Origin of the sequence: Corallococcus sp. NCSPR001, from assembly GCF_017309135.1 — a bacterium.
GTDB lineage: Bacteria > Myxococcota > Myxococcia > Myxococcales > Myxococcaceae > Corallococcus.
The window spans coordinates 1,538,532-1,564,091 of record NZ_JAFIMS010000002.1; the positions used below are offsets into that span (position 1 = coordinate 1,538,532).

The 25,560-nt window shown below is 71.3% G+C and carries 15 protein-coding genes; 6 read left to right on the forward strand and 9 right to left on the reverse strand.

Annotation, left to right across the window (positions count from 1 at the left end; genetic code table 11):
* Nucleotides 1–27 precede the first annotated feature (27 nt).
* Both JYJ93_RS08410 and JYJ93_RS08415 read right to left on the reverse strand, forming a co-directional pair.
* On the reverse strand, nucleotides 28–2,859 hold the full coding sequence (locus tag JYJ93_RS08410) for an ELWxxDGT repeat protein (protein ID WP_206787779.1): 2,832 nt from the start codon (nucleotides 2,857–2,859) through the stop codon (nucleotides 28–30).
* Nucleotides 2,860–3,079: 220 nt separating this feature from the next.
* Nucleotides 3,080–5,947, reverse strand: a complete 2,868-nt coding sequence (locus JYJ93_RS08415) for an ELWxxDGT repeat protein (RefSeq protein ID WP_206787780.1) — start codon at nucleotides 5,945–5,947, stop codon at nucleotides 3,080–3,082.
* Nucleotides 5,948–6,131: 184 nt separating this feature from the next.
* Here JYJ93_RS08415 and clpP point away from each other — a divergent pair, with 184 nt between their 5' ends.
* Both clpP and JYJ93_RS08425 read left to right on the forward strand, forming a co-directional pair.
* Nucleotides 6,132–6,731: an ATP-dependent Clp endopeptidase proteolytic subunit ClpP gene (clpP, locus tag JYJ93_RS08420; protein ID WP_206787781.1), complete on the forward strand. Its 600-nt coding sequence runs from the start codon at nucleotides 6,132–6,134 to the stop codon at nucleotides 6,729–6,731.
* A gap of 126 nt (nucleotides 6,732–6,857) precedes the next feature.
* The gene (locus tag JYJ93_RS08425; RefSeq protein WP_206787782.1) at nucleotides 6,858–7,265 is read left to right on the forward strand and encodes a hypothetical protein; all 408 of its coding nucleotides are present in this window, start codon (nucleotides 6,858–6,860) and stop codon (nucleotides 7,263–7,265) included.
* A gap of 3 nt (nucleotides 7,266–7,268) precedes the next feature.
* On the opposite strand, the gene JYJ93_RS08430 is transcribed toward JYJ93_RS08425, so the two are convergent.
* The 5 genes from JYJ93_RS08430 to JYJ93_RS08450 all read right to left on the reverse strand — a co-directional run bounded on the left by JYJ93_RS08430 (nucleotide 7,269) and on the right by JYJ93_RS08450 (nucleotide 14,403).
* Nucleotides 7,269–9,167: a bifunctional metallophosphatase/5'-nucleotidase gene (locus JYJ93_RS08430; RefSeq protein ID WP_206787783.1), complete on the reverse strand. Its 1,899-nt coding sequence runs from the start codon at nucleotides 9,165–9,167 to the stop codon at nucleotides 7,269–7,271.
* A gap of 135 nt (nucleotides 9,168–9,302) precedes the next feature.
* Entirely contained in the window at nucleotides 9,303–9,752 is a 450-nt protein-coding gene (locus JYJ93_RS08435; RefSeq protein WP_206787784.1) for a DUF3293 domain-containing protein, read from the reverse strand.
* Entirely contained in the window at nucleotides 9,745–11,340 is a 1,596-nt protein-coding gene (locus JYJ93_RS08440; RefSeq protein WP_277989459.1) for an MBL fold metallo-hydrolase, read from the reverse strand. The genes JYJ93_RS08435 and JYJ93_RS08440 overlap by 8 nt, the downstream gene beginning before the upstream one ends.
* A gap of 136 nt (nucleotides 11,341–11,476) precedes the next feature.
* On the reverse strand, nucleotides 11,477–11,992 hold the full coding sequence (locus JYJ93_RS08445) for an ester cyclase (protein WP_206787785.1): 516 nt from the start codon (nucleotides 11,990–11,992) through the stop codon (nucleotides 11,477–11,479).
* Complete coding sequence (locus tag JYJ93_RS08450) at nucleotides 11,989–14,403, reverse strand: acyl-CoA dehydrogenase (protein ID WP_206787786.1); 2,415 nt, start codon at nucleotides 14,401–14,403, stop codon at nucleotides 11,989–11,991. Before JYJ93_RS08450 ends, JYJ93_RS08445 begins: the two co-directional genes overlap by 4 nt.
* A gap of 199 nt (nucleotides 14,404–14,602) precedes the next feature.
* On the opposite strand from JYJ93_RS08450, the gene JYJ93_RS08455 reads away from it, so the two are divergent.
* Nucleotides 14,603–15,820 (forward strand): phospholipase D-like domain-containing protein, encoded by a 1,218-nt coding sequence (locus tag JYJ93_RS08455; RefSeq protein ID WP_269012815.1) that lies wholly within the window; start codon nucleotides 14,603–14,605, stop codon nucleotides 15,818–15,820.
* A gap of 77 nt (nucleotides 15,821–15,897) precedes the next feature.
* On the forward strand, nucleotides 15,898–17,166 hold the full coding sequence (locus tag JYJ93_RS08460; RefSeq protein WP_206787789.1) for a phospholipase D-like domain-containing protein: 1,269 nt from the start codon (nucleotides 15,898–15,900) through the stop codon (nucleotides 17,164–17,166).
* Nucleotides 17,167–17,169: 3 nt separating this feature from the next.
* On the opposite strand, the gene nth is transcribed toward JYJ93_RS08460, so the two are convergent.
* A complete protein-coding gene (gene nth, locus JYJ93_RS08465) occupies nucleotides 17,170–17,919 on the reverse strand; it encodes an endonuclease III (RefSeq protein WP_242543730.1) in 750 nt (249 codons plus the stop codon).
* 892 nt (nucleotides 17,920–18,811) lie between these two features.
* On the opposite strand from nth, the gene JYJ93_RS39900 reads away from it, so the two are divergent.
* Nucleotides 18,812–19,237: a hypothetical protein gene (locus JYJ93_RS39900; RefSeq protein WP_242543731.1), complete on the forward strand. Its 426-nt coding sequence runs from the start codon at nucleotides 18,812–18,814 to the stop codon at nucleotides 19,235–19,237.
* 12 nt (nucleotides 19,238–19,249) lie between these two features.
* Here JYJ93_RS39900 and JYJ93_RS08475 read toward each other — a convergent pair whose 3' ends face one another.
* Nucleotides 19,250–19,741: a GNAT family N-acetyltransferase gene (locus JYJ93_RS08475; RefSeq protein WP_206787791.1), complete on the reverse strand. Its 492-nt coding sequence runs from the start codon at nucleotides 19,739–19,741 to the stop codon at nucleotides 19,250–19,252.
* Nucleotides 19,742–19,907: 166 nt separating this feature from the next.
* Between JYJ93_RS08475 and JYJ93_RS08480 the strand changes: the two genes are divergently transcribed.
* Nucleotides 19,908–25,556 (forward strand): hypothetical protein, encoded by a 5,649-nt coding sequence (locus JYJ93_RS08480; RefSeq protein ID WP_206787793.1) that lies wholly within the window; start codon nucleotides 19,908–19,910, stop codon nucleotides 25,554–25,556.
* Nucleotides 25,557–25,560: the final 4 nt, after the last annotated feature.

Sequence of the window (25,560 nt, forward strand, 5' to 3'; positions counted from 1 at the left end):
CGGCGAACCGATAGGCTTTCGCGGGCGTCAGCGCAGGGGCAGCACCCAGGGCTCGCGGCCCGTCTCCGGCGTCCACGCGGAGAAGAAGACCTTGTCGCCCGCGACCACCAGGTTCGCGGGGGACGAGGACATGGGGCCGGGCAGCGCGTCCGCGAGCGGCTTCGTTCCTCGCGCCGTGCCGTCCGTCCGCCACAGCTCCACGCCCGTGGCGCCGTCCGAGGCCGCGAACACCCACGGCCCCTTCGGGCCCAGCGGCACCAGCGGCCCGGGGATGCCCACGCTGCCCGCGGCGCCGGGGTGCAGGTCCTTCACGGGCACCGTGCCCGCCTCCGTGCCGTCGCTCTTCCAGAGCTCGAAGCCGCTCGCGCCGTCCGTCCACCAGAACAGCAGGTGGTCCCCGTTCGCGGTGAGGCGCGTGGGCGGCGCGGCCACGTTCGCCTGGGGCAGGGCGCGCACGACCCCCGAGCTCTTCCCGTCCGTCTTCCACAACCTCGGAGCCTCGCCGCCAAAGGATTCGAACGAGAGGAACAGCGTGTCACCCACCGCGGCCCATTCGACCCTGCGCGGGACGAACAGGCCGGCCCCGGGCAGCTCGGACACGATGCGGCTGCTTTCGGCGGTGCCGTCCGTGAGCCAGAGCTGGTGGGTCTCCGCCCGGACCCGGAAGTACACGCGCGAGCCCACCGGGTAGATGGCCAGCAGCTCCACTCCGGCGGGGCCGCGCACGAAGGACTTGAGCTTCACCGTGCCCTCGGGTGTGCCGTCCGTCTTCCACAGCGAGTCGCGCAGCTCCACGTCATCGTGCGAGGCGAAGTAGAGCGTCCCGCCCACCGGCGTGAGCAGCCGCGGCGTCCATCCTCCAGGCGAGTCCATGGGCGTGGCCGCCACGCGCACCGTGCCCTCGGGCGTGCCGTCCGTCCGCCACAGCTCCTGGAGGGAGGTCGACAGCTTTCGGACGAACCACGCCTGCGTGCCCGTGGAGGTGAGCGCGAGGCTTTCGTCGCCCTGGGGCAGGTCCGTCAGCGGGCGGACCTCCTCGGTCCGGGCGTCCAGGGTCCAGAGCGTCTTGCGGTCGTGCGCGTCCACGAACAACAGCTGGCCGTTCACCGGGGTGAGGGAGGTGGGCGCTTGCTCGAAGACACCCGGGGCCCTACGGCTCACCTGGCGCGTTCCTTCCGGCGTGCCGTCCGTGCGCCAGAGCACCGGGACGACGCCCTCCTGCCCCGGCTTCAAGAGGAGCCTTTGCGGCCGGGTGAAGTAGTACGCGCCGTCCAGCGCCACGGACTCGGTGAACTCCGAGGAGTAGACGTCCTCGCGGTCCGCGGAGAAGCGCCGCAGCACGCGCGTCCCCTCCGCGGTGCCATCCGTCGCCCAGAGCGTCCCGTCCGTGGACGTGAAGTACTGGAGGCCCAGGCCCCAGCCCTTCAGCTTGAATTCATGGGTGTCCGAGGCAGGGACGAGCGGATCCGGGCCCGAGGCGGTGGTGTTCGTGCGCCAGACCCGGTGGCCTCCCTCCTGGAACCAGTCGCTGTAGATGACCTGCCCGGAGCCGTCCGGGAGCACGGACCAGGACGTCAGCACCGCCGGGTCCCCACCCGACATGGGCGCGAGCACCACGGTCCCCTCCTCCGTTCCATCCGTCCGCCACACCCCCGGGGCGTACCCACGCGCCGTCGCGCTGAAGTAGACGCGCCCGTCCCGCGCGATGAGCTCACCGGGGTTGCTGCCCTCGGGGCCCGGCCACAGGTCCTTGACGCGGACGGTGCCCGCGGGCGTGCCGTCCGTCTTCCACGGCTCCTGTCCGCCCTCGGCGTCCCAGGCGCTGAAGAAGGCCGTGTTCCCCAGGACGACGAAGCGCTCGGGCTGTGCGTGGTAGCCGCGGCTCATCAAGAGGTCCTTCAGCGGGGTGGTGCCCGCCTCCGTGCCGTCGGACGTCCACGGGATGGGGGAGGGCCGCCCCTCGCTCCAGGCCCAGAAGAGGACCCTGCCGCCCAGCGTGGTGAGGTGCTGGGGCGCGGCGGGGCCCAGGCCGTCCAGGAAGCGCGCGACGCGGACGGTGCCCTCGGGCGTGCCGTCCGTCTTCCACAGCTCCGGGCGCTCGTCGTGGCCCGTGGCCCGGAAGAAGAGCGAGTCCCCCAGCCAGGCCGGAGTCAGGGCCGCGTGCCGCTTCGCTCCGACCTCGTGCAGCTCCCGGGTGCCCTCGGGGGTGCCGTCGCTGCGCCAGAGGTGGGCGCGGTGGGGCTCACCCACGGTCGGGGCCTCGAAGTAGAGGGCCCCCTGGTGCTCGGTGATGAAGGACGCGGCGCCGCCCAGGGCCACCACCTGCTCGGTGCCCTGCGCGGTGCCGTCCGTGCGCCACAGGCCATGCAGGTCGCTGCCGTTGAACTTCGCGGGCATGTAGGGGTCCGTCAGCGTCCGGGCCACGAAGTACAGCCGGTCCCCCATCGGGATGAGCGAGGCCGGGTTCGACCCCAGCGCCCCTGGCATCAGGTCCGCCACCATCGCCGTGCCTTCCGGCGTTCCGTCCGTCCGCCACAGCTCCGGTCCATGGATGCCGTCATCCATCGTGAAGAACTGGGTCGCGCCCAGCGCGACGAAGCTGGCGGGGCTCAGCTCGGGGGCGCTCGGAACCCCGGGGAGGATGTCCTTCAACAGGAGCGGCGTGGGTAACGGCGCCTCCGCCTCCGTCACCGGGTCCGGCTGCTCCTGTTCCTCCTGGGGCGCGGGGCCGGGTTCCTGGGGCCCGGAGGCCTCTGGAGGGGGCCCGGGCTCCGGCTCGGACGGTGACCCGCATCCGAGGCTCGCGCCCAGGGTGAGGAGGAAGGTGGTCAGCACACTCCGCGACGGCTTCAAACGCATGATGTTCCCCAGCAATCGATGTCGCACGCAGGGACGGTGAGTGCGTGTCGACGGGGGATGTGTCGGGACGGCCGCTGCTCGCGACAAGGGGGCGGCGCTCCATGCGCGCGCGAACGTGAGGCAGCGCACGGTGGCGGCTTCGTGCGCGACGCAGGAGGCCCCCGGTCTGGCGCGGATGACACGCCGGACCGGGGGCCTCCTTCACTTCCACATCCGGGGCCTATCGCGAAGCCGGAGCCTCGGGGGCCTGACGCGGCAGGGCCCACAGCTCACGCCCGGACTCGGGCGTCCACGCGGAGAAGAAGAGGTGGTCACCCGCGACCGTCAGGTGCGCGGGCGCCGAGGACCGGACCCCGGGGACCAGGTCCACCAGCCGCTTCGTGCCCTGGGCCGTGCCGTCCGTCCTCCACAGCTCCAGGCCGGCGTCGCCGTCAGACGCGGTGAAGAGGAGCGGCCCGCCCGGGCGCAGCGACACCAGGGGACTGGGGGCCGTGACGCGGACGGGGGCGTCGGTCGGTGGGGCGCTCTGCACCGGCGCCGTGCCCTCCGTCGTGCCGTCGCTCCTCCACAGCGCGTAGCCGTTCGAGCCATCCGACGCCCAGAACAGCAGCTGGCCGTTCTGGACGACGAGGGACGTGGGCCCCCCGGTGGTGGGGCCCAGGCCGAACTCGCGCACGACCCCGGAGGTCTGCCCGTCCGTCTTCCAGAGCTTCGGGACATTGCCGCCCAGCGGCAGGAACAGCGTGTCGCCCAGCGCCGCGGCTTCGTGGCTGGGGACGTGGTTGAAGGGCAGGTCCGCCACGAGGTGCGTCGTCTCCGGCGTTCCCTCCGTGACCCACACCTGATGGGTCCAGGAGTCCACCATCAGATGGAAGTAGACGCGCGAGCCCGCGGGCCAGATGTGCCGGATGGAATTCCAGCCGGAGGCGTTCTCGAAGGAGTGGACGCGCACCGTGCCCTCGCGCGTCCCGTCCGACTTCCACAGCGTGTCGCTCATCGGCGTCCAGACGCTCTGGACCGTCGTGAAGTAGAGCGTGTCCCCCACCGCCCGGAGCACGGGCCGGATGTCGCTGTAGATGCCCCGTCCGATGCGGTCCACCACGCGCAGGGTGCCCTCCACCGTGCCGTCCGTGCGCCACAGCTCCTGCAAGTCAGGATGCTGCCCGCGCACGAACCAGATGTGCTTCCCCGTGGAGACCAGCTGGGGGTCGTTGCCCCCGAGGTCTCCCACCCGCCGCGACTCACCGCCCGCGCGGTCCACCCACCAGAGCGAGGTGTGGTCGCGCCCGTCGAGGAACAGCAGGCCTCCGTTGAGCGGCGTCAGGTGCGTGGGCTCCAGCTCGGAGGTGAGCTCCACCCGCTGCGTTCCCCCGTTCGTCCCGTTCGAGCGCCACAGCGCCCGTCCGGACGGACCGGCGCCCTGGGGGACGGGCGTGGTGAAGAAGAGCGTGCCGTCCACGTCCACGACCTCGGAGCTCGCGTCGAAGGAGCCCGCCTGGCCAGCGGCCAGCGGCGCCAGGGTGTCCGTCGTGCCGGGCGTCGCCCGCGTCGCGTGGAGCACGCCGTCCGCGGACGTGAAGAGCATCCGGTCCCCGTTCCAGCCGGTCAGCCAGGGCAGGCCCCGCGGATCCGCGGCGCTCACCGGGAGCGTGCCGTTGGCGGTGCCATCCGTGCGCCACACCTGGTTTCCCCCGGCGGTGCTGAAGGCGGAGAAGAAGACACCCGAGGGCGTGGCCTGGGGCTTCGCCTCGGCGTCCAGCCGCGCGCCCGCGGGCGTCATGCGCATGGTGCCCTCCGGGGTGCCGTCCGTCTTGAAGAGCACGGTGTCCGTCCCCTCGAGCGCGGTGAACCAGGCGCTGCCCGCGAACGCGGCGGTGAACACGGGGTGGCTGTTGGCGGCGCCAGGCATCAGGTCCGCGATGCGGACGGTGCCCTCGGGGGTGCCGTCCGTCTTCCACGGCTCCTCGCCGGACTCGGCGTCCCAGGCCCGGAAGTAGGCCGTGTTCCCGATGACGGTGAAGGGCTCCACCGGCTGCTCCGGGGTGGAGCTGCTGGAGCGCACGGAGTTCAGGGAGACGGTCCCCTCGGGCGACCCGTCCGTGCTCCACAGGGTGAAGGGCCCCGTCTCACTGCCGCGTGCCCAGAAGACGTAGCGGCTGCCCACCCGGGTCATGAGCGTGGGCTCCCAGGGGCCCACCATGCCCACCAGCTGTCGCGTGCGATAGGCCGTGCCGTCCGTCCGCCATAGCTCGGCACCGCCGTCGAACCGCCGGACGATGAAGTCGAGCGAGCCGCCCTCCCAGGCCGGGGCAATCGCGGTGACCCGGTCCACGAAGCCGTACTCCCCCAGCTCATGGGTCCCCCGGGGCGTGCCGTCCGAGCGCCACAGGGTGTACCAGTCACTCCACCACGCGGATCCGGCCACGGCCCGCGCCTTGAAGACGAAGACGCCATCGCCCACGGCGACGTTCTGGGCGTGGCTGCCCAGCAGGGTCACCCGCCGGGTGCCCTCGGCGGTGCCGTCCGAGCTCCACAGCGCGTACAGGCCTGGCAGCATCCGGGCGGTGAAGTAGAGCCGGTCTCCCATGCGCACGAGCGACTCGGGGTTGGAGCCTTCCGCGCCGGGCAGCAGGTCGGTCACCATCGCCGTGCCCTCCCGCGTTCCGTCCGTGCTCCAGAGCTCCTTGCCGTGGACGCCGTCGTCCACGCTGAAGAACCAACGGTGGCCCAGCGGGACGAACCCCTCCGTCCGCGCGGCGGGGAGCGCGGCCAGGAGCCCGGGCGTGACGTCCTTCACCAGGAACGGCGCGGCGATGACCTCCTCCACGGGCTCGGGCTCCTCCTCCGCGGGGCCGGGCTCCTCCTCCGCGGGGCCGGGCTCCTCCTTCACCGGCGGCGGCTGCTGCGCCACCGGGCCGGGCTCCTCTTTCACCGGCGGATCGCCGGGCCGAGGGAGGGGCTCCTTCGGGCCCTCCTCGGTGGGGAGCGGCCCGGCTCCAGAGGCGGGCGCCGCAGACTCGCAACCCGTGCTCGTGCCCAGTGAGAAGAGAAAGACGGCCACCGTGCTCAACGACTGCTTCCAACGCATGACATCCCCCAACAGAGTTGCCGGACGCACGGACGGTGGGTGCGTGTCGGCGGGGGATGTGTTGGGACGCTGCCCGCCGGCAACAAGGGGGGCCACTTCACTTCGGGTCAAAGCGTGGGACAGCGCACGCTCCGGCAAGAAGGGAGGAGCGCGCGGGAAAGGGGACGATTAGGGTACGGGGGCCATGAACGTCCCCTTCGTCATTGAGACCACGCACCGCGGCGAGCGGGCGTACGACCTCTACAGCCGTCTGCTCAAGGACCGCATCATCCTCCTGGGCACGCCCATCAACGACGATGTGGCCAACCTCATCGTCGCCCAGCTGCTGTTCCTGGAGTCCGAGGACCCGGACAAGGGCATCAACCTCTACATCAACTCGCCCGGTGGCTCCGTCACGGCGGCGCTCGCGATGTATGACACGATGCAGTACGTCAAATGCCCCGTGTCCACCATCTGCGTGGGCCAGGCGGCCTCCGCGGGCGCGCTGCTCTTGCTGGCGGGCTCCAGGGGCAAGCGCTACGCCCTGCCCAACAGCCGCATCATGATCCACCAGCCGCTGGGTGGCGCGCAGGGCCAGGCGACGGACATCGACATCCAGGCGAAGGAGATCCTCCGCCTGCGCACGTACCTCAACGGCCTGTTCGTGAAGCACACGGGCCACACCATCGAGCGCATCGAGAAGGACACCGAGCGCGACTACTTCATGAGCGCCGAGGAGGCCCGGCAGTACGGCCTCATCGACGAGGTCGTGGAGCGCGCCTCGGGCGTGCCGGCGCCCAAGTAACTTCCATTCCCACAGGGACCGGAGGAGCAGGCCCCGTGCCGCTGCTCCGGGCAGGCATCCGATGGGTGGCGGCTTCGCAAGCCGCCCCACGGTGCAGCTTGACGGAAGCGTGTCCAATGTCTGGACATGCTTCCCCGTCTCCTCGCCGCCGCTCTGCTGCCTGCCTTCCTGGCGGGTGTGGGTTGTGCCACCGGCCCCACGGGACGTCTGCCCGTGCCCCCCAGCTCCCAGGCGGTCCAGGACCAGTTGGGGGAACGCAATGTCGTCGACGCGGGCGCGGAGTACGCCCGGCAGAACGGCATGGTGCTGGCGGAGGCGGGCCAGGCGGTGCGCATCCGCCCCAACTACTGGCGGATCCGCTTCGCGCTCCCGGAGGAGGGCTCCGGGAAGTTCCTGGAGCTGGACTTCGACGAGCTGGCCCAGCGCGTGACGAGGGAGCGGGTCATCGACATCAACCCCTCCCTGCTGCCCATGCCCAGGACCTCGCTGCCCAGCGAGTCGAGCCCCGCGACGGGCGGCTCGGGCCCCCAGTGAGGGCTACGGCAGCTGCGTGACGCGGTCCAGCGCCGGGGCCTGGAGCGGCGCGGCCTCCGAGCTCTTCGCGGTGAGGTACGCCTCCAGCGCGTCCGCGTCCACCGCGCCGCCCAGCGGGTTCGTGCCCTCCGCGAGGACGGTGAAGCCGTCGCCGCCAGGAGCGAGGAAGCTGTTCACGGTGACGCGGTAGCTGGCGGCCGGGTCGATGACCACGCCGTTGAGCTGGATGCTGGCGGGGTCCACCTTGGAGCCCGCGGGCGCGGACGCGCTGAACGCATACGTGAAGCCCGCGGAGGGGTGGAGGATGCGGGGGCTGGCGAGCTGGAACTGCTGCTCCAGAAGGCGCTCGATCTGCGCGCCCGTCAGCGTCAGGGTGACCAGGCTGTTGCCGAAGGGCTGCACGGTGAAGGCCTCGCCGTAGGTGACGGCGCCCTTGTCGTTGGGGTCGGCCGGGTCGCGCACGAGGTCGGCGCGCACGCCGCCGGGGTTCATGAAGGCAATCTGGGCGGCGCCCACGTTCGGGCCCTGGGTGGCCTCCAGCTGCGCGTCCGCGATGACGAAGCCCATGGTGGACTGGCCGGTGGGGTCCAACTGGATGTTGCCGCGCGCGAGCGTCTGGTCGATGTAGCCGATGACGCGGTTCTCCAGCGGCGTGGTGAGGCCCTTGTAGCGGGTGATGAGCTCGTTGACCTCCGGGTCGGGCGTCACGGTGCGGGTGACGATGACGTTCTGGGCCTGGGCCTTCACGACCTGGCCCGTGGCCGCGTCCAGCGTCAGGTCGATGTCCGTGACGAGCCGGCCCACCGACGCGGCGCTGGTGACGAGCTTGCCGCTCAGCGTGCAGTTGTAGGCCTGGTGGGTGTGGCCGCTGACGATGACGCTCACCGCCGGGTCCAGCTTCGACGCGATCTCCACGATGGGGCCGGTGATGCCCTTGCACTCGTTGTAGAGCGAGTCCGGGCCGGGCGTGCCGCCCTCGTGCACGATGACGACCATGGCGTTCACGCCCTGTGCCTTCAGCTCCGGGACGAGCGCGTTGACGGTCTCCACCTCGTCCTTGAACTCCAGGCCGCGGATGCCCGTGGGGGTGACGATGTTCGGCGTGCCCTCCAGAGTCATGCCGATGAAGGCCATCTTCACGCCCTCGAAGGTGCGCACGTCATAGCGAGGCAAAAGCGTGCTGGTGGGGCCGGTGGCGACGTTGGCCGCGAGGATCTTGAACTTCGCGCCGGAGAAGCCGGTGCCGTCCTGGCAGCCGTCCACCGGGTGGCAGCCGCCGGACTGCATGCGCAAGAGCTCCGTGCCGCCCTCGTCGAACTCGTGGTTGCCCACGGCGCTGATGTCCAGGCCGATGTCGTTCATGGCCTCGATGGTGGGCTCGTCGTGGAAGAGCGCGGAGAGCAGTGGCGTGGCGCCGATGAGGTCACCCGCGGACACCACGATGGAGTTCGGGTTCTTCGCGCGCAGGTCCGCGATGTAGCGGCCCAGGTACACGGCGCCGCCCGCGTTCACGCGGCTGGTGGTGTCCACGCCGCCGTCCGGCAGCAGGGCCTGGTGAATCTGTCCGCCGCTGCCGGCCGCGGGCTCCAACTGCCCGTGGAAGTCGTTGAAGGCGATGATCTTCACGGAGACGGTGGTGCCGCCGTCGGTGTCGCCGGTGCCCGCGTCGGTGTCACCGCCTGCCGGGGGCGGGAAGGTGACGGCCTGGCAGACGTGGTCCACGCAGGTCCAGCCCTGGCCTTCCGGCGCGGGGTTCTGCTCCTGGCAGTCGAAGGCATTGGTGCACTCGTTGTTGCCGCAGCCGCCGTGGAAGGCGAGCAGCAGGCCGGTGACGAAGGCGCCGGCGAGGAGGAAGACGCTGGGACGCGCGGCATCACGCGTGCGGGGGGCGGAGGGCTGCATCGAGACGGCTCCTGGGGCAGGGTGGGCCCGGCGAGGCAGGGGACCCTGGCATCGTCTCGTGGCGTGGAAGTGAGCGCCGGGTTCCGAATGCGTATCGGTCCGTCGGATGTGACGTGGCCGACACCGGGAGCGGGCTCAGGAGCGCGCGGGCTCCCGGCACATCACCAGCTCCGCGGCGCCGCCCACGGAGCCCCAGAGCACGGCCTCCTGGTCGAACAGGCGGCCCATGCGCACGGCCTCGTCGCGGGACAGGCCGGGGGCGAAGAGGCTCTCCTCGAACCAGCGGCGGTCCTCCGCCACGCCCACGGCGGACACGCTCGGGTGGCCTTGCGCTTCAAGCAGCGCGAGCAGCCGCTGCTGGAGGCGCGCGTTGGTGCGGAGCGGACGCGCGTGCGCGCGGGGGTTCCACGCGGTGAGGAAGGCCCAGCGGGTGAACCCGTGAGCGGTGAGTGCCGCGTCGAGCTCCGGATGCACGGCGTCCACGCGCAGCACGTGCTTGCGGTCTCCGACGAGTGGATGCGGGAGCACCACGTAGCCCGTGGCCCTGAAGGCCCCGTGCAGCGCGGCCCGCCGTGCGTCACTCATGCGGCGTCGCGACCGCGGCTCCCGCTGGATTGGGAATGGGAGCGGCCACGGTCGCGGGGACAGCGGGCATCGTCCCCGCGCCCTGCGGAGCTGGCGAAGGAGGCGTCGCGCTCGGAGGAGCGGCCGACGGAGTCGCGGCGGTCGGCCCCGCGCCTTGCGGAGCGGAGGGTTGCGCGTTCATCACCGGGGGATTCACGCTCGGCGGTGCGGCCTGGGGCTTCGCGGCCGTCGGGTTCGCGCCTTGCGGTGCGGCCTGCGAATTCGGGCCCGGCTTCGTGGCCTGCGCGCCCTGCGGGCTCACCGTCGCGGGCACCGGGAGCAGCGGCAGCGCGGGGTGTCCTTCCCTCAGCTTGGGCGGAATCTGGCTGGCCACGATGGGCGCCTCCTCCGCCGTCTTCCACGGACGGTCGGGCCACCAGCGCTCCACGGGCGGCGGCGCCAGCGGGAGGAAGTCCTGCCCGGGCCGGGGCGCGGTGATGCCCACGCCGTCATGCTTCGCGGCCACCAGCGAGCGCTCCATCGGCTCCGTCCAGCCGTGATACGCCAGCGTCACCAGCCCCCAGTGCACCGGCAGGAACAACCGGCCCTGCACCAGCCGGTGCGCCAGCACCGCCTGCTCCGGCCCCAGGTGCCAGTCCGGCCAGCCCGCGCCGTACTGCCCCGTTTCAATCATCGTCAAATCGAACGGCCCCAGCTTCGCGCCAATCTCCTCCATCGCGGGGAACAGGCCCGTGTCGCCGGAGTAGTAGACGCGGTGCTTGGAGCCCACCAGCGCCCAGCCCGCCCACAGCGTCTTGTTCTGCTGGAGGAACCGGCCCGACGCATGCCGCGCGGGCGTGCACACGATGTCCAACCCCTTCACCTTCGTGCGCTCCCACCAGTCCAGCTCCACGATGCGCTTGGCCGGTACGCCCCAGTATTCCAGGTGCGCGCCCACGCCCAGCGGCACCACGAACGTGGTGTCCCAGTCCTTCATCGCCTCGATGGTGGCGAAGTCCAGGTGGTCATAGTGGTCGTGCGAAATCACCACCGCGTCGATGGGCGGCAGCGCGTCCAGCGCGATGGGCGCGGGGAACCAGCGCTTCGGGCCAATCCACCCCAGGGGCGACGTGCGCTCGCCCCACATGGGGTCGGTGAGCACGCGGTGCCCGTCCACCTCCACCAGCGTGGACGAGTGCCCCATCCAGGTGACGCGCAAGCCGTCCTCGGGAGGCGTGGCGAAGCGCTTCGGGTCGATGCGGTCCACCACCACCGGCATCCGGGGCGTGCTCTCCTCGCTGGAGTGGAACAGGTCCGACAGCGTCCGCTCCCAGTTGTTCAGGATGGGCTGCGGGTTCTCGAAGCCGCCGTCCAGCCACTGCGGCGAGCGCTTCATCCGCTCCAGCCGCGCCCCGTCCGGCACCTGGCCGAACGAACGCCACCCGTCGATGACGACGACCCCCAGGAACGCACCCAGCAGGAGCAGGCCCCATCCGAACAGGCGCAACAACCTGCCGCCCCAGGACGGCCGCTGGCCGTGGGAGGGAAAGGCCGTGCGGAAGGCCTTCTGTCGGGCCTTGTCCGCGGCCCGCATGGGTCCCGCGTTCATCCTCATCCCCGGACCCTGATGGGTCCGGTGCGTAGGTGTCAATGGGGAGACATCCCGCTACGCCCCGGTTTTTCCTGACTCCGGCGGCGTCGAGCCCGACCCGTGGCCGTTCCGCGCGCCCGCGGGTCAGGACCTCTCAGGATTCCGGCGGGACGATCTTGAACCCGCGCTGGAGCAGCGGATCCAGCCGGTCCGTGATGTCCCAGGACTCCACCAGCCGGCCGTCGCGCAGCCGGTACAGCGAATCCCCCTGGAACGTGAGCGGGCGGGACCTGCCGTCCCGGGTGGGCGGGCCCTGGGTGTCCGTGCCCGTCGCGCGCCAGCGGACCATCACCCAGTCGTCCTCCGCCATCACGTGGAGCAGCTCGAACCTCAGGTCCGGGAAGAGGGTGAACCCGGCTTCCGCCTGCGTTCGCACCACCTCCGGGCCGCGCAGGTCCTGGGGCGCGCCCTCGGAGCGGTCCACGTAGTCCGCCGCGACGTACTCCGGGATGCGCTCCAGGCGCTTCTGGTTGTAGATCTCCTCGGTGAACAGGCGGGCGCGCTCCTTGTTGGCTTCGCCCACCTGCCGGGCCCGTTCCGCCGGGGACACCGTCGCGCAACCGGTGAGCCCCACGAGCCCCAACACCACCCACGACACACAGGTCCTCATGACGCGCGGGAATCTGCCGGGCGCGCACGGGCGCTGTCAGCCGCCGTGTCGTCGAACCGTTCACCGCCGGGCGCCAGCCGCCCCAGGCCGATGGGCGCCGCCAGGAGGGAGTCGGGGATGCCGAACGCGTCCACCAGCCCCACGGCGTCCGGCCGCAACTCCTCGCACAGCTTCACGCGCTCCTTGCGGATGGCCTGGGCCTTGGGGGCCGTGAGCCAGCCATGCTCCAGGAACCAGCCGCTGGCGGACTCCAGGCAGGACAGGCCGAAGAGGTCCGCCATGCGCCCCAGCACCGGCTTGAGCGCTTCGTCCTTCACGTCCGCCACGCCGCGCAGGAACTGCTCCAGCACGATGCGCTCCACGCTCGCGTGCGCCAGGGCCAGCAGGTGCGCCTGCACCTGGTTGAAGGCCTCGAAGGCCTCCACGCCCGCGGTGAGCCGCTTGCGGATGCGCTTGGACACGGAGGCCAGCAGCGCCTCCTCACGGAAGCGCAGGGCGCGCAGCTGGAAGTCACTGTCGCGCAGGTGATCCGTGTCCGTGCGCCGGCCGGCGATGGGGTTTCTATCCGTGAACACCGTGGTGGCCTGATCCACGATGAGGCGCAGCACGGCGAAGACGCGGTCGTCCTCGAAGCGCTGGCGGTAGCCCGTGAGCAGGCCCTTGGCGACCAACTGCATGAGCACGGTGTTGTCACCCTCGAACGTGGTGAACACGTCCGTGTCCGCCTTGAGCGACGCGAACCGGTTCGCGGTGAGGTAGCCCTGGCCGCCGCACGCCTCGCGGCATTCTTGAAGGGTGGCGGTGGCGTTCCACGACGCGTAGGCCTTGAGCCCCGCGGCGAGCGCCTCGATTTCGCGCGCGTCGTCCTCCGTGCGGTGGACGTAGCGGTCCACCAGGTACTCCAGCGCGAAGTCCACCGCGTACGCCTTGGCCACCAGTGGCAGCAGCCGCAGCTGGTGCGACTGGTGGTCCAGGAGGCGGACCTCGGGCGCGCCCTGGGGGCCGAACTGGCGGCGCAGGTCGCCGTAGCGCACGGCGATGGTCAGCGCGCTCTTGGCCGCGGACAGGGACGCGCACGCCACGCTCACGCGGCCCGCCACCAGCGCGCCCAGCATGGTGAAGAAGCGCTTGGAGTCGCCGGTGATGGAGGAGGTGTACTCGCCTGCCTCCGTCACCTGTCCGTAGCGGTCGAGCAGGTTGTCGCGCGGCACGCGCACGTGGTCGAACCACAGCCGGCCGTTGTCCACGCCGTTGAGGCCCATCTTCTCGCCGCAGTCCTCGATGCGGATGCCCGGCAGCACCTTGCCCTTCTCATCGCGCAGCGGGACGAGCAGCGCGTGCACGCCCAGCCGTTCCCCATCCACCTCCAGCTGCGCGAACACGGTGGCGATGCGCGCGTGGCGGGCGGCGTTGCCAATCCACTCCTTGCGCGCGGTCTCCGACGGCGTGTGGAGCACGAACTCGCCCGTGGCCGCGTCGTAGCGGGCCAGCGTCTCGCAGTCGCGCACGTTGGAGCCGTGGCCCAGCTCGCTCATCGCGAAGCAGCCGGGCAACTCCAGCGAGGCGACCTTTGGCAGGTACTGCTGGTGGTGCCGCTTGGTGCCCAGGAACAGGATGCTGGAGCCGAACAGGCCGAAGTGCACCCCCGCCTTGATGACGAGGCTCAGGTCGAAGAAGGCCATCGTCTCGAACGCGGCGATGAACGCGCCCAGGTCGCCGCCGCCCTCGCGGCCCTTGGGGAAGGCGAGCTGGCCCAGGCCGTCATTGGCCAGGTGCTTGAGCCAGTCGAAGACCTGGTCGCGGTATTCGGTGGTGGAAAGCCCTTCCTTGTAACGGAAGTCCGCGTCCTCCAACCAGCCGCGCACCCGCTGGCGCACGTCCGAGTAGGTGCGCTCCAGCACGGCCGTCATCGCCACGGGGTCGAAGGATGCCGCGTGCGAGCGGGGCTCCGCCTTCGGGACGCGCGACGCCCTGGGCACCAGCGAGCGCACCGCCTCCTTGCCGTCCACGCCCAGGGTGGCCTCGATGGAGGCCAGGGCCCGGGCCAGCTCCGCGGGCGGGATGCTCAGGGGGGCTTCGCCCGCGAGCGCCTGGGCCAGCTGCACGCCCAGCTCCGCCAGGTTCTGCTGCTGACTGTTGGCCAGCTTCTCCGCGGTGGCGCGGATGTGTTCCCGCACGATGGCCAGCTCGCGGGGCGGGGGCGGACGCAGCGGATCCACCCAGAGGGCCAGCACGGAACTGGACTTGAGGTCCAGCCAGGGCTGGGAGCGGGCCGCGGCGCCCAGGGCGCGGAGCTCGTCGCCCGTCAGCTCGCCGTCCGTCCAGGCGACGTACAGCATGGGGACCAGCGGGGCGAGGCTGGAGAGCGAAAGCAGCTCGCGGGCGGAGGGGCGGGATGGGGCGTCGAGCATGCGGACTCTCCAGGCGAGGTGACGGAACCCGGGCAGTGTCGCCACGGTGGAAGGCTCCGGCAACGACGGAATGGGGTCCTGTTCACCGCGCGGATGTCACCCCCGCGGGCAGGCTGTCCCCAGGGAAAGCTTCCCTAGCTTTTCCTGAATGAAAGAGTTTCAGAGGGTAGCGACAGGGCGTCGGTCCAGTGCTCCCGGAGTGGGACGTCCCGAGCGCGAGCACGAGCCGAGGCGACCTGTCGCGCTGCCGCCGGGGCCCGAGGGGTTCTCGTTCGCGCTCTACCAATCCACCGGCGTAGGGCTGACGCCGGGGCACCGGATGCACCTGTTGGAGAACAGCCAGGTCTTCGACCGGATGCTGGAGGACATCCGCGCGGCGAAGCACAGCGTGCACATGCTCGTCTACATCTGGCGGCCGTGCGAGCTGTCGGGCCGGTTCGTGGAGGCGCTGATGGAGCGCTCGCGCGCGGGCGTGCAGTGCCGCGTGGTGGTGGACCCCGTGGGCAGCCAGGCCAAGGGGGCGACGTCGAAGTTCCACGAGCACGTGGAGGCGCCCCTGCGCCAGGCGGGCGTGGAGGTGCGCTTCTTTCATCGCGCGTTGCAGGGGGCGGCCCTGGGGCGGCTCCTGACCCGTTCCCACCAGCGGCTGGTCGTGGTGGACGGGCGCATCGCGTACACGGGCGGCTTTGGCATCTGGAAGGTCTGGGAAGGGGACGGGCTGAAGGAGGACAACTGGCGCGACACGCACATCCGGGTGGAGGGGCCGGAGGTGCGGCGCACCCAGGTGGCGTTCGCGCGGCACTGGCAGGAGTCGGGCGGCGGGCTCCTGCCCCTCGAGGCGTTTCCGGACCTGGATGAGGTGGGAGGTGGACGGTCGGCGTTCATCGACAGCTGTGGACAGCTGGGCACCACCGCGGCGGAGCGGATGGTGCGGCTGGTGGTGGCCGCCGCGACGAAGCGGCTGTGGATCGCCAACGCGTACTTCACGCCGCCCACCCCGGTGCTGGAGCAACTGGAGGCAAAGGCACGGCAGGGGGTGGACGTGCGGGTGCTGGGGCCCGGGCCGAACCACGACGAGCCCCTGGTTCGTGCCTCGCAGCGGTCGACGTATGAGCGGCTGCTGGCGGCGGGGGTGCGCATCTGGGAGTACCAGCCGGCGATGCTGCATTCGAAGACGATGCTGGTGGATGACTGGCTGTGCGTCGTGGGCTCCACGAACCTGGACTCGCTGTCGCTCAACAAGTTGAGCGAAGGGTCGCTGGTGTTCGAGGACCGGGAGATCGCCGCGAAGCTGGAGGCGTGCTGGGAGAAGGACGTGCGGTGCTCCCGGGAAATCACCCTGGCCCGTGGCGGCCGGACGAACCTCTGGTGGCGGCTGGCGCGCCGGGCCACGCAGTTCGTGGGCCGGGACCGTTAGGGCGTGTTCAATGGGCCAACAAGGACGGCAGGGGGTGGCTGCCGCGGGCCGCCCGGCGTTCCTAGCTTGCCGGTGACATGAGTGAGCTAACGGACGAGTTGCTGCCCCAGCCGGGGGCGCATGGGTTCGACGGTGGCGACGAGACGCGCAAGCACGAGATGCAGGGGCCGTTCGAGCTGCCCCCCGGGCCCGAGGGCTTCTCGTTCGCGCTCTACCAGGCCACGGGCGTGGGGCTGACGCCGGGGCACCGGATGCACCTGTTGGAGAACAGCCAGGTCTTCGACCGGATGCTGGAGGACATCCGCGCGGCGAAGCACAGCGTGCACATGCTCGTCTACATCTGGCGGCCGTGCGAGCTGTCGGACCGGTTCGTGGAGGCGTTGATTGAACGCTCGCGCGCGGGCGTGCAGTGCCGCGTGGTGGTGGACCCGGTGGGCAGCGAGGAGACGACCGGGGACAAGGACTTCGATCAGCAGATTGAAAAGCGCCTGACGGACGCGGGCGTGGAGGTGCACTACTACCGGCTGCTCGCGGGCAAGGTGCTGGGCCGGCTGCTCAGCCGGTCGCATCAGAAGATCGTCGTGGTGGACGGGCGCATCGCGTACACGGGCGGCTTCGGCATCTGGAAGGTGTGGGAGGGGGACGGGCTGAAGGAGGACAACTGGCGCGACACGCACATCCGGGTGGAGGGGCCGGAAGTGGGGCGCATCCAGGTGACGTTCGCCAAGCACTGGATCGAGTCGGGCGGAGGGTTCCTGCCGCGCGAATGCTTCCCGAAGCTGGAGGCGGACGGAGGCGGGTGCGCGGCGTTCATCGACAGCTCCGGGCGGTTGGGCATCACCGAGGCGGAGCGGATGGTGCGACTGGTGGTGGCGGCGGCGACGAAGCGGCTGTGGATCGCCAACGCGTACTTCACGCCGCCCAACGACGTCCTGGACCAGCTGGAGGTGAAGGTCCGCCAGGGCGTGGACGTGCGGGTGCTGGGCCCGGGGCCGCATCACGACGTGCCGGTGGTGCGCGCGTCGCAGCGGTCCACGTATGAGCGGCTGCTGGCGGCGGGGGTGCGCATCTGGGAGTACCAGCCGGCGATGCTGCACTCGAAGACGATGCTGGTGGATGACTGGCTGTGCGTCGTGGGCTCCACGAACCTGGACTCGCTGTCGCTCAACAAGTTGAGCGAAGGGTCGCTGGTGTTCGAGGACCGGGAGATCGCCGCGAAGCTGGAGGCGTGCTGGGAGAAGGACGTGCGGCACTCGAAAGAGATCTCGCTGGAGAACGGCGGCCGGACGAACCCCTGGCGGAGGTTCGCGCGGCGGGCCACGCAGTGGGCGGGGCACGACCGGTAGGCTTCAGCGGTGGGAGGTGACGCCCTCCTGCCGGCAGTATTGGAGCACGGGGCAGGTGGAGCACTTCGGGCGCGAGCCGGTGCACACGTGTTTGCCGAAGGGGACGAGGAGCCGGTTGAGCTCCACCCAATACGGCCGGGGGAGCACGGCTTCGAGCGCGGCGAGGGTGCGCTCCGGAGTGGAGGCCTTCACGTAGCCCCAGCGGTTGGTGACGCGGTGGACGTGGATGTCCACGCTGATGACCTCATGGCCGCAGGCGATGCCGAGCGCCAGGTGCGCGCACTTGGGGCCCACGCCCCTGAACGACTGGAGCACGTCCGGATCCGCGGGGAGCTGGCCGTTGAACTCGTCCCGCGTGCGCACGGCGATGGCGTGGACCTGGTGGGCCTTGCCTTCGTGGAAGGTGACGGGGCGGATGAGGGCGTCGATTTCTTCGGGCGTGAGGCGCGCGAGGGCTTCGGGCGTGCGCGCGCGGCCGAGGAGCCGGAGGGATGCGGGGAGGCTGACTTCATCGAGCGTGCGGATGGAGAGGATGCACGCGATGAGCTGTTCGAAGAGGGAGCCGTGGCCCTTCGCGGCGAGCTCGAACATGGCGGCGTCCGCGAAGGAGCGGACTTCATGGCGCACGCGGCGGAGGACCTCCTCGATGTCGAACGGGAGCTTGTCCGTGTCTGACGCCACGGCGTGCGCGGTGCGGGTGCTCTGGACGCGAGGCGCCCGCCGTGGACCTGTCGTCTGCTTCTTGAGAGCCATGCGCGCCTCCTGACCTGGGAAGTTGGGTCCGGAGGACGTGACTGGCCGGGCGCACTTGCCGGGCCGGTGGGCGGGCGGTCAGGCTCTCAGTCTGATGAGGCTACATCCCTTCTTGTCCCCCTGCTGCTGGTGCTCGCCTGTGCGAGTCCAAGGCTCTATTTCCTGAGCAGTGAGCTGTCCCAGTTGGAGAACAACCCGAAGCTGATTGTCGCGCCTGGACCGTGGGCGCATCCGGAGGTTCCCGTGGTCTACGCGGACATGGGCACCGTTCCTGATGACCTGGTGCTCCCCGCGCTCAAGACCTTGATGGCCCTTCCAGGTGCCACGGATGCGTGTGATGCCAACACGGGACGTCCGCGACCGGATGCGACCGAGTATTGCCTGGCGGTGTACCGGACGCCGAAGGACTGGCGCGTCTCCTGGCCCGTCCGGAAACAGACGGGGGAGCGAAGAGGCTGTCAGCCTCCGATGGGCGGTGTCGTGGACCAGGACTTCGGAAGCGACCTGCCCATCTTCGGCTTCGCTCACAACCACCCGTGCGGAACGGACATGAGCAATGCGGACCTGCGGGTGTTCCCGGCCGTCAGACTCGGCGAGGCACGTTGGACGATGATTGAGTACGCCGTGTCTCCTGGTGGGAAGCCTGCTCGGGACGCTCGTGGGCGCCCTATTCCTGCCTGGGCCTGGCTGGCGACAGGGCATGCGGATGCGCCACGCTTCCTGAAATGGAACTTCGAGGGAGACGTCTTCCGCTGGAGCGAGCCGGAGCGACGCTGGCGGCTCGAGGCCCACTGCGAGCCTGCGCCTCCCAGCAATATCGGTTCGACCCTTTCTCCTCCGAAGTGCTACCCACGATGATGCAGGTTCATCGTTTCCACGGGCGAGGTGCCTCTTGCTGAAGCTTCATCACGTCCTGCTGCTGGTGTCGCTCGTGGCGGACGGTGGAAGCACGCCCTTCCGGCCCGATGCAGGGCTTCCTGCAAAGCCGGATGGCGGAGCTTCGGACGCAGGCATCCAGTGGCCCACGGACTTGCGCCCGCTCGCGACGCTGGATGGGCCCGCGGTCCTGGCGGCCCATGCCGCGCTCCAGCGCGTCCTTGCCAGCTTTCCCAAGCAGGACGCGGGGGCTTGTGAGTCGTCCGCCCGTTCGCTGGACGTGGTGGTGGGCCTGGAGGGCGGCGTCTACTTCGTCCGGGTCGACCGGCGGCTCGACCGGTGCGGATGGCCCGCAGGGAGCCAGTTGGAGTTCGACTGGTTCGAGCTGTACGCCGTTTCGCCCGAGGGCAAGGTCCTTGGGCGACGCGCGGTCATGCCGTAGCGCTTACGTCCCCTAGGTCAGGGGCATCGCGTACCAGCGGTCGCAGCCGAAGTGGCCGGTGCGGCCCATGGGGGCGCAGAGCGGTTCGAAGCCGACCTTGCGGTAGAGCTTCTGGGCTTGATCCATGCCCGCGAGCGTCTCCAGGTAGCACTGCTTGAAGCCGGCGCTTCGCGCGAACTCCAGACAGTGTCTCAACAAGCGCTCGCCCATGCCGTGGCCCCGGGCCGTGGGCAGGAAGTACATCTTCCGCAGCTCGCAGACGTCCGGCGCGCCTCCGTCCAGCGGCGCGATGCCCGCGCCTCCCACCACCTGGCCCCCATGCTCCACCACGAAATACACGTGCCGGGGACGGCCGTAGGCCGCGCTCATCGCGTCCACCTCCGGGTCGTGGATCGCGAACCCCGGGCCGTCCGCGCCGAACTCCGGCATCACCGCGCGGATGACCGCCGCCATCGCCGCGTCGTCCCGGGCCTCGATGGGCCTCAACGTCAGTTCCGTGCTCATGACCTCCACGGTCCCATGACTCACGCCCTCCGGCCAGCGGCGACGGGTGTGCACGTGTGCAGCGCCCTGCACAACCGCCACTCGCCCGACGCACCCCGGTGGATTTCAATCCCGTGCCTTTCCAGGGCATTCTCCGTGGCACGGTCGTTGTAGAGGGGGAAGTTCCATGTACTGTCCTGCCTGCCGGCAAGAACGCCTGGGAAGCGCGTCCCAGTGCGTCGTCTGTGGCAATCGTCTCGCCGCCCGCGCCCGCTCCGCCATCGAGGCCGAGCTCGCGCATGTCCACTTCCTCCTGGACGAGGTGCGCCGCTGGGACGTCCACGACGTGCCGCCCAACGTCGCCCACCGCCTCAGCGAGCGCTACGAGCGCCAGGCCCGCGTCCTCCTCTCCGTCCTCACCGAGACGCCCATCGACGCGCTGCCGTCCGCGCCCGTCGAGCTCCGCGACGAAGCCGTGACGCCTCCGACGATGGGGGAGGGCGCCGTCGCCCTCGGTCCCGTGACGCTTCCCACCGTGGATGCGGCCGTCGAGGAGACCCCCATCGCGCAGGCCGTGAGCGCTGACGCCCAGGAGGGCGCCTCCGCTTCCGTGACTCCCGCCGCCGCCTCCTTCACCTCGGACGTTGTTGCTCCCGACGCTCACTTCGCTGTCTCCGACGCTGTTGCCTCCGAGAACGCTTCCTCCACGGCTCCCAGCTCCACGGGCGCGTCCTTCCACTTCAACTCGCTCGACCTCATCGCGTGCCTGGGCATCGCCTCGCTGTCGGATGGCTCCGCGGCTCGCCGGTTGAACGCGGGGCGTGTCTCCGCCGAATCCCGTGCGCGGGCCGTCAATGAACAGCGGACCGCTCGCCAGTTGCCTCCCAACCCGGGCGAACCGTTCGTGGAGCCTCCCGCTCCGAACAGCCGCACCGCCCGCATCGTCGAGCAGACCTCGACGTGGAGCCGCGTGTGGCGGCCGTTCCTCTACGAGAGCATCGCGTGGTTCATCGGCGCGTTCCTCATCCTCTCCGGCACGCTCTACTTCGTCTTCGAGTCCTGGGACGGGATGACGTCCGTCACCCGCTCGCTCACCGTCTTCCTCATGACCGTGGGCTACTCCGTCGGCTTCTCCGTGTGGGGCGGCTACCTCGCCCGCCGCGAGTCCCTGCGCAAGCCGGGCCACATCCTCGGCCTCATCGGATCCGCCGTGGCCCCGCTCGGCGGCGTCGCGCTGGGGCCGCTGGGCTTCGGTGAAGCGCTCCATCTCGACGGCGTGCGCCCGTTGCTGCTCGTGCCGCTCCTCTTCGCCTGGTCCGGCGTCGCCGCGTGGTTCGCCCGCAAGCCCGTGGAGTCCTTCGACGCGCCCTCGCGCCCGTTCATCCAGCTGGGGCTCGTCGGCGTCACGCTCATCATGGGCCTGGCTCCCGTGGCCGCGCGCGTGGGCGTCCCGGCGGTGTGGCTCAACACCCTGCCGTGCGTCCTCTTCTTCCTGCTGTCGAGCAAGGCCACCGGGACCTCCCGAAAGGGCGGTGCGCTCACCTTCGCGATCGCCGCGCCTCTGTTCCTCACCGCGATGTTCGCCATCCGGTTGCACCTGGCCCTGGGCGCCGCCGGGACCTCCGTTCCTCCTGGCACCTACGCGCCCTTCGCGGCGTTCCTGCTCGCCACCTGCCTGCGCTTCCGCACGCTGGATGAGAAGCGCGCCGCGGATCCGCTCGCCGTCATCACCATCGCGCTCCAGGTGGCCTGCCTCGCGGGCGCCATCGTCGGCACGAAGCCCGCCTTCTTCTTCACCGCCGCCATCTTCACCGGCACGCTCGTGTCGCTGTCTCGCGGCCCCGTGAACCGCCTGCCGTGGCTCTACCCGGCATACGCGGGCGCCTACTTCAGCTATGCGTCCAGCGCGCAGTTGATCCCCCACGCCCTCACGCTCCTCATCAATGCCATCAAGACGCGCATGGGCTACCCGCCCTCGGCGCCGCTGCCCTTCCAGTACGGCGCGCTGACGGCCGTCCCGTTCGTGCTCGCGGGCCTGGTGCTCGCGTACTTCTCCCAGAAGCGCGGCGAGCGCACCGGTGACGCGCGCTCCCTGGGGCTCGCGGACGTGCTCCTGCGCTGCACCACTTGGGCCGCGCCCGCGTTCGCCCTCTACTCCCACCTGGGGCCCGACTCGCGGCCCTCCTTCTTCGCCACGCTCGCCCTGGCCGTGCTGTCCCTGGGCGCGGGCCTGCTGTTCAAGCGCTTCCCGCTGTCCGCCGTGGGCTCGGTGCTCTTCGGCCTGCTGCCCTTCAGCGCCTTCCGCGTCTATGGCGCGGCCCCCGCGGCCGTCGTGTCCGGCATCCTCGCCCTGGGCCTCGCGGTCCTCGTGTGGCGTCTCACGGACGAGCGCACGCGGCGCTTCATCTCCGCCGTGGTGGGCGTCATCGCCACGGCCGGGTTCGCCATCGCGCTGGGCACGACCCCCGTCGCCGCGCCGGTCGTGGGCATGACGCTGGGGGCCGCGGGCGTGCTGGTGGCCGCGTACCGGCTGCGCGACGAGAACTTCCTGGCCTACGGCGCCTTCCTCGCGGGCGCCATCCTGCCGAAGCTGGCGGCGGCCCACTCCACGCAGGCGCTGGTCGCGGCGATGGTGGGCGGCGCGCTGGTGCTGGCGCTCCTGGGCGAGCGCGGCGGCCTGCTCAAGCGGTTCGGCGTGCCGGCCCTCCTGTACGCGGGGCTCGCGGTGGTGTGGGGCCTGACGAACCAGGTCTTCATGGGCCCCGTGCTCCTCACCGCCGCCGCGACGGTGGCGGTGGCCTCGCGCAGCTTCCCCGGCGTGCGGCCGTTCGCGGTCGTGCTCGTGGGCCTCGCGCTCCTGCCGGACATCCCGCACGTCTATGCGGTGTGGGGCCTGTCGCCGGGGCTGTCGTTGGTGCTGCTGATTGCCGCGTCGCTCGTGGGCTCCATCGTCGCCGCGCGCAAGGGCAAGAGCGCGAGCACCACCACCGCTGGCATCCTCGCGCTCATCCTGCCGCTGTTGCCGGTGGCGCTGGCCCGCTCCAGTGACGAGCCCCTGTTCCTGATGGGCGCGGCGCTGGCGGCGCTCTTCACCGCCCGCACGCTGCCCGTGACGCTGGGACTGATGGTCGCCTCCATCGAGGCGCTCTTCGCGCTGCACGCATCCGGCCCGCTGGCCCTCCTGGGGCTCGCCACGTTCCTCAGCGTCCTGGCCCTCCTGGAGGACGTGCCCGCCGTGCGGCGCATCGCCACGGGCGGCGAGTCCTTCCGCATCGTCGCCACGCTGGGCGCGATGGTGGTGCTGGCGGACGCCTCGCTGGCGTGGGACGGGCACGCGCTGTCGGAGCTTCGCGGTGCCGCGCAGCTCGCGCTCATCGGTCCGGCGTTGCTGCCGCTGCTGTGGACGCGCTCGCTGCACCGGCCCTTCGCCGCGGCGCTGATGGTGCCCTATGCCGTCGTGACCCTGATGGCGTGGCACCCGCCCTTCGCGTGGACCGCGCTGCTGCCGCTGTTCCCGCTGCTGGTGGTGCGCGGGGTGGAGCACGTGCCGGCCATGGCCTCGCTGCTCCTGCGCTCGCGGGAGGAGCGCCCGCGCCACGAGCTGTCAATGAGCATGCAGGTGGCGCTCATGTGCCTGGGCGGGCTGGCGCTGCTGGTCCCGGAGCAGGAGCTGAGCCAGCGCACGGCCCTCTTCTGCGCCCTCGCGCTGGTGCCCATGACGGGCCCGCTGCCCTCCGTCCGCGTCATCGGCGCGTCCCTGCTGCTGATGTTCATCCCGGAGGCGCGGCCCTGGGCCACGGGGCTGCTGCTGGCCCTGGCGCTGGCGGATCACCACGCGCCTCAGGCCCTGGCCTCCTTCTTCCGGAGCCCGCGTGACACGGCGCTGCGCGCCTCCGCCACGGGCTCGGCCCTGGCCATCGCGGCGATGTCCACGCTGGTGTCGCCGACCCCTGGCGCGCTGGCCGTGCTGGGTGCGGTGATCCTGGTGTCCGCGTTCCTGCTGTCGCAGCGCTGGCTGCTCACCGCGGCGGTGGCGGCGTTCGCGCTGGCGCCGCTGGGCCAGACGGGAACCCTCGCGGTGGGCGAGTGGCGCCCGGAGGGTGGGGTGCTCGTCGCGCTCGTGGGCCTGGCCTCCGCGCTGCTGTCCGCGCTGTGCCAGTCCGGCGGCGTGCAGCGCGCGCTGACGAACGTCACCGCGCGCCTGACGCCCGGCATCGAGGGCACCTGGAGCGAGCCGCTGTGGGCCGGTGGCGCCGGCACCGTGGCGCTGCTCGTGGGCCTGCGGCTGTTGGACGCGGGGCCGGGCGAGCTGCCCCCGTCCGTGGCGCTGGTCGCGGGCGCCGCGTCGCTGACGCTGATGGTGACGCGCGAGCGCCTGATGATGAACGCCGCCACGGCGCTGCTGGGCCTGGTGCTGGTCGCCGCCGTGCCGCCGCTGTGGGCGCCCGCGGTGGTGGCGGGCACGGGCCTGCTGCTGGCCCTCGCCGGCTTCGCGCTGGACAGGCGCGGCGTGGTGGTGGGCGCGGCGCTGCACCACGGTGGCGCGGTGCTGGCGCTGCTGTCGCTCGCGGGCCTGCGTTCGCTCACGCACCCGGGCATGCCGCTGTGCGTGTTCTTCGTGTTGGCCACGGCGTGGGTGGTGGTGCTGCGCCGCCGCGACCGCGAGTGGGTGGGCTGGCTTGCGTCCCTCTTCGCCGAGCACGCCTTCCTCCTGCACTACGGCGCCACGCACTCCACCGGCCGGGGCGCGCAGTTCCTCCTCCCGTACCTGGGCGCGGCGACGGCGCTGCTGGCCACGCTGGTGCTGTCCGTGGCGGGCAAGGCGGTGCGCGGGCGCATGGGGCGGGCGTTCTCCTTCATCGCCCTCACGGAGGTGCTGTTCGCGGTGCTGTCGGTGCGTCTGCCGGGCGGCGCGGGGCGCGAGGCGTGGGTGGCGTGCGGCGGGCTGGTGTTCCTGCTGTTCGCCCTGGTGCGCCACGCGGCGCGCGAGGAGGACGAAGCCGCGGCGTGGCTCGCGCAGGCGGCGGTGGCGCTGGGCTACTTCTGCGTGCGCTTCATCGGGCTGAACGCGCGGCCCGACGCCGCGGACAGCCTGGTGTCCATCATGGGCGGCGCGGTCTTCATCGGCCTGTACCTCTTCGTGCGGCGCGAGGGCTCGGGCCTCCAGGCCTTCCGCCGTCCCGCCGTGGCGGGCGCGTGGCTCTTCCCGCTGGCGGGCCTGTTGACGGTGCCGTGGAGCCATCCGTTCATCGCGGTGGCGCTGCTCGTGGGCTACGCGGCGCACTTCGCGGCGCTCGGGGCGTTCACGAAGCAGCGGGGCCTGGCGTCGACGATATCCGTCGCCGCCTTCAACACGGCGCTGTACCTCGTGTGGCTGGGCACCGGCTCCGGCGAGCCGCAGTACTACGCCATCCCCGCGGGCCTCTCCCTGCTCCTGCTCCTGCGCGTCTTCCGCAAGAGCCTGTCGATGGATGCCTACGCGCAGCTGCGCGCGCTGGCGGTGACGGGCATCTACGTGGCGGGCGCGTGGAAGCCGCTGCTCTTCAACGACGGCGAGGCGATGCTCCTGTGCGTGTTCCTCTGCCTGGTGGGCGTGGGGGCGGGCATCGCGCTGCGGATCCGCTCCTACGTGTACCTGGGCTCGGCGTTCCTGGTGACGGCGGTGGCCGCCAACCTGGTGCGCTTCGGCATGCGCGACCACCGCATCGGCGCGCTGTTCCTGTCGATGTTGGGATTGCTCGTGGTGGGATTCATGGTGGTGCTCAGCGCCCACCGCGCCACCCTGCTCCAGAAGTACGGGCGGGTGCGCGACCTGCTCGCGACCTGGGAGGGATGATCGC

Bases quoted from the DNA above. Each gene is read 5' to 3' on its own strand.
- JYJ93_RS08430 (WP_206787783.1), bottom strand. From the start codon at position 9,167: ATGCAGCCCTCCGCCCCCCGCACGCGTGATGCCGCGCGTCCCAGCGTC.
- JYJ93_RS08450 (WP_206787786.1), bottom strand. From the start codon at position 14,403: ATGCTCGACGCCCCATCCCGCCCCTCCGCCCGCGAGCTGCTTTCGCTC.
- JYJ93_RS08475 (WP_206787791.1), bottom strand. From the start codon at position 19,741: ATGAGCACGGAACTGACGTTGAGGCCCATCGAGGCCCGGGACGACGCG.
- JYJ93_RS08425 (WP_206787782.1), top strand. From the start codon at position 6,858: ATGCTTCCCCGTCTCCTCGCCGCCGCTCTGCTGCCTGCCTTCCTGGCG.
- JYJ93_RS08480 (WP_206787793.1), top strand. From the start codon at position 19,908: ATGTACTGTCCTGCCTGCCGGCAAGAACGCCTGGGAAGCGCGTCCCAG.
- JYJ93_RS08410 (WP_206787779.1), bottom strand. From the start codon at position 2,859: ATGCGTTTGAAGCCGTCGCGGAGTGTGCTGACCACCTTCCTCCTCACC.
- clpP (WP_206787781.1), top strand. From the start codon at position 6,132: ATGAACGTCCCCTTCGTCATTGAGACCACGCACCGCGGCGAGCGGGCG.
- JYJ93_RS08445 (WP_206787785.1), bottom strand. From the start codon at position 11,992: ATGAGGACCTGTGTGTCGTGGGTGGTGTTGGGGCTCGTGGGGCTCACC.
- JYJ93_RS08435 (WP_206787784.1), bottom strand. From the start codon at position 9,752: ATGAGTGACGCACGGCGGGCCGCGCTGCACGGGGCCTTCAGGGCCACG.
- JYJ93_RS08415 (WP_206787780.1), bottom strand. From the start codon at position 5,947: ATGCGTTGGAAGCAGTCGTTGAGCACGGTGGCCGTCTTTCTCTTCTCA.
- JYJ93_RS08440 (WP_277989459.1), bottom strand. From the start codon at position 11,340: ATGAACGCGGGACCCATGCGGGCCGCGGACAAGGCCCGACAGAAGGCC.
- nth (WP_242543730.1), bottom strand. From the start codon at position 17,919: ATGGCTCTCAAGAAGCAGACGACAGGTCCACGGCGGGCGCCTCGCGTC.
- JYJ93_RS08460 (WP_206787789.1), top strand. From the start codon at position 15,898: ATGAGTGAGCTAACGGACGAGTTGCTGCCCCAGCCGGGGGCGCATGGG.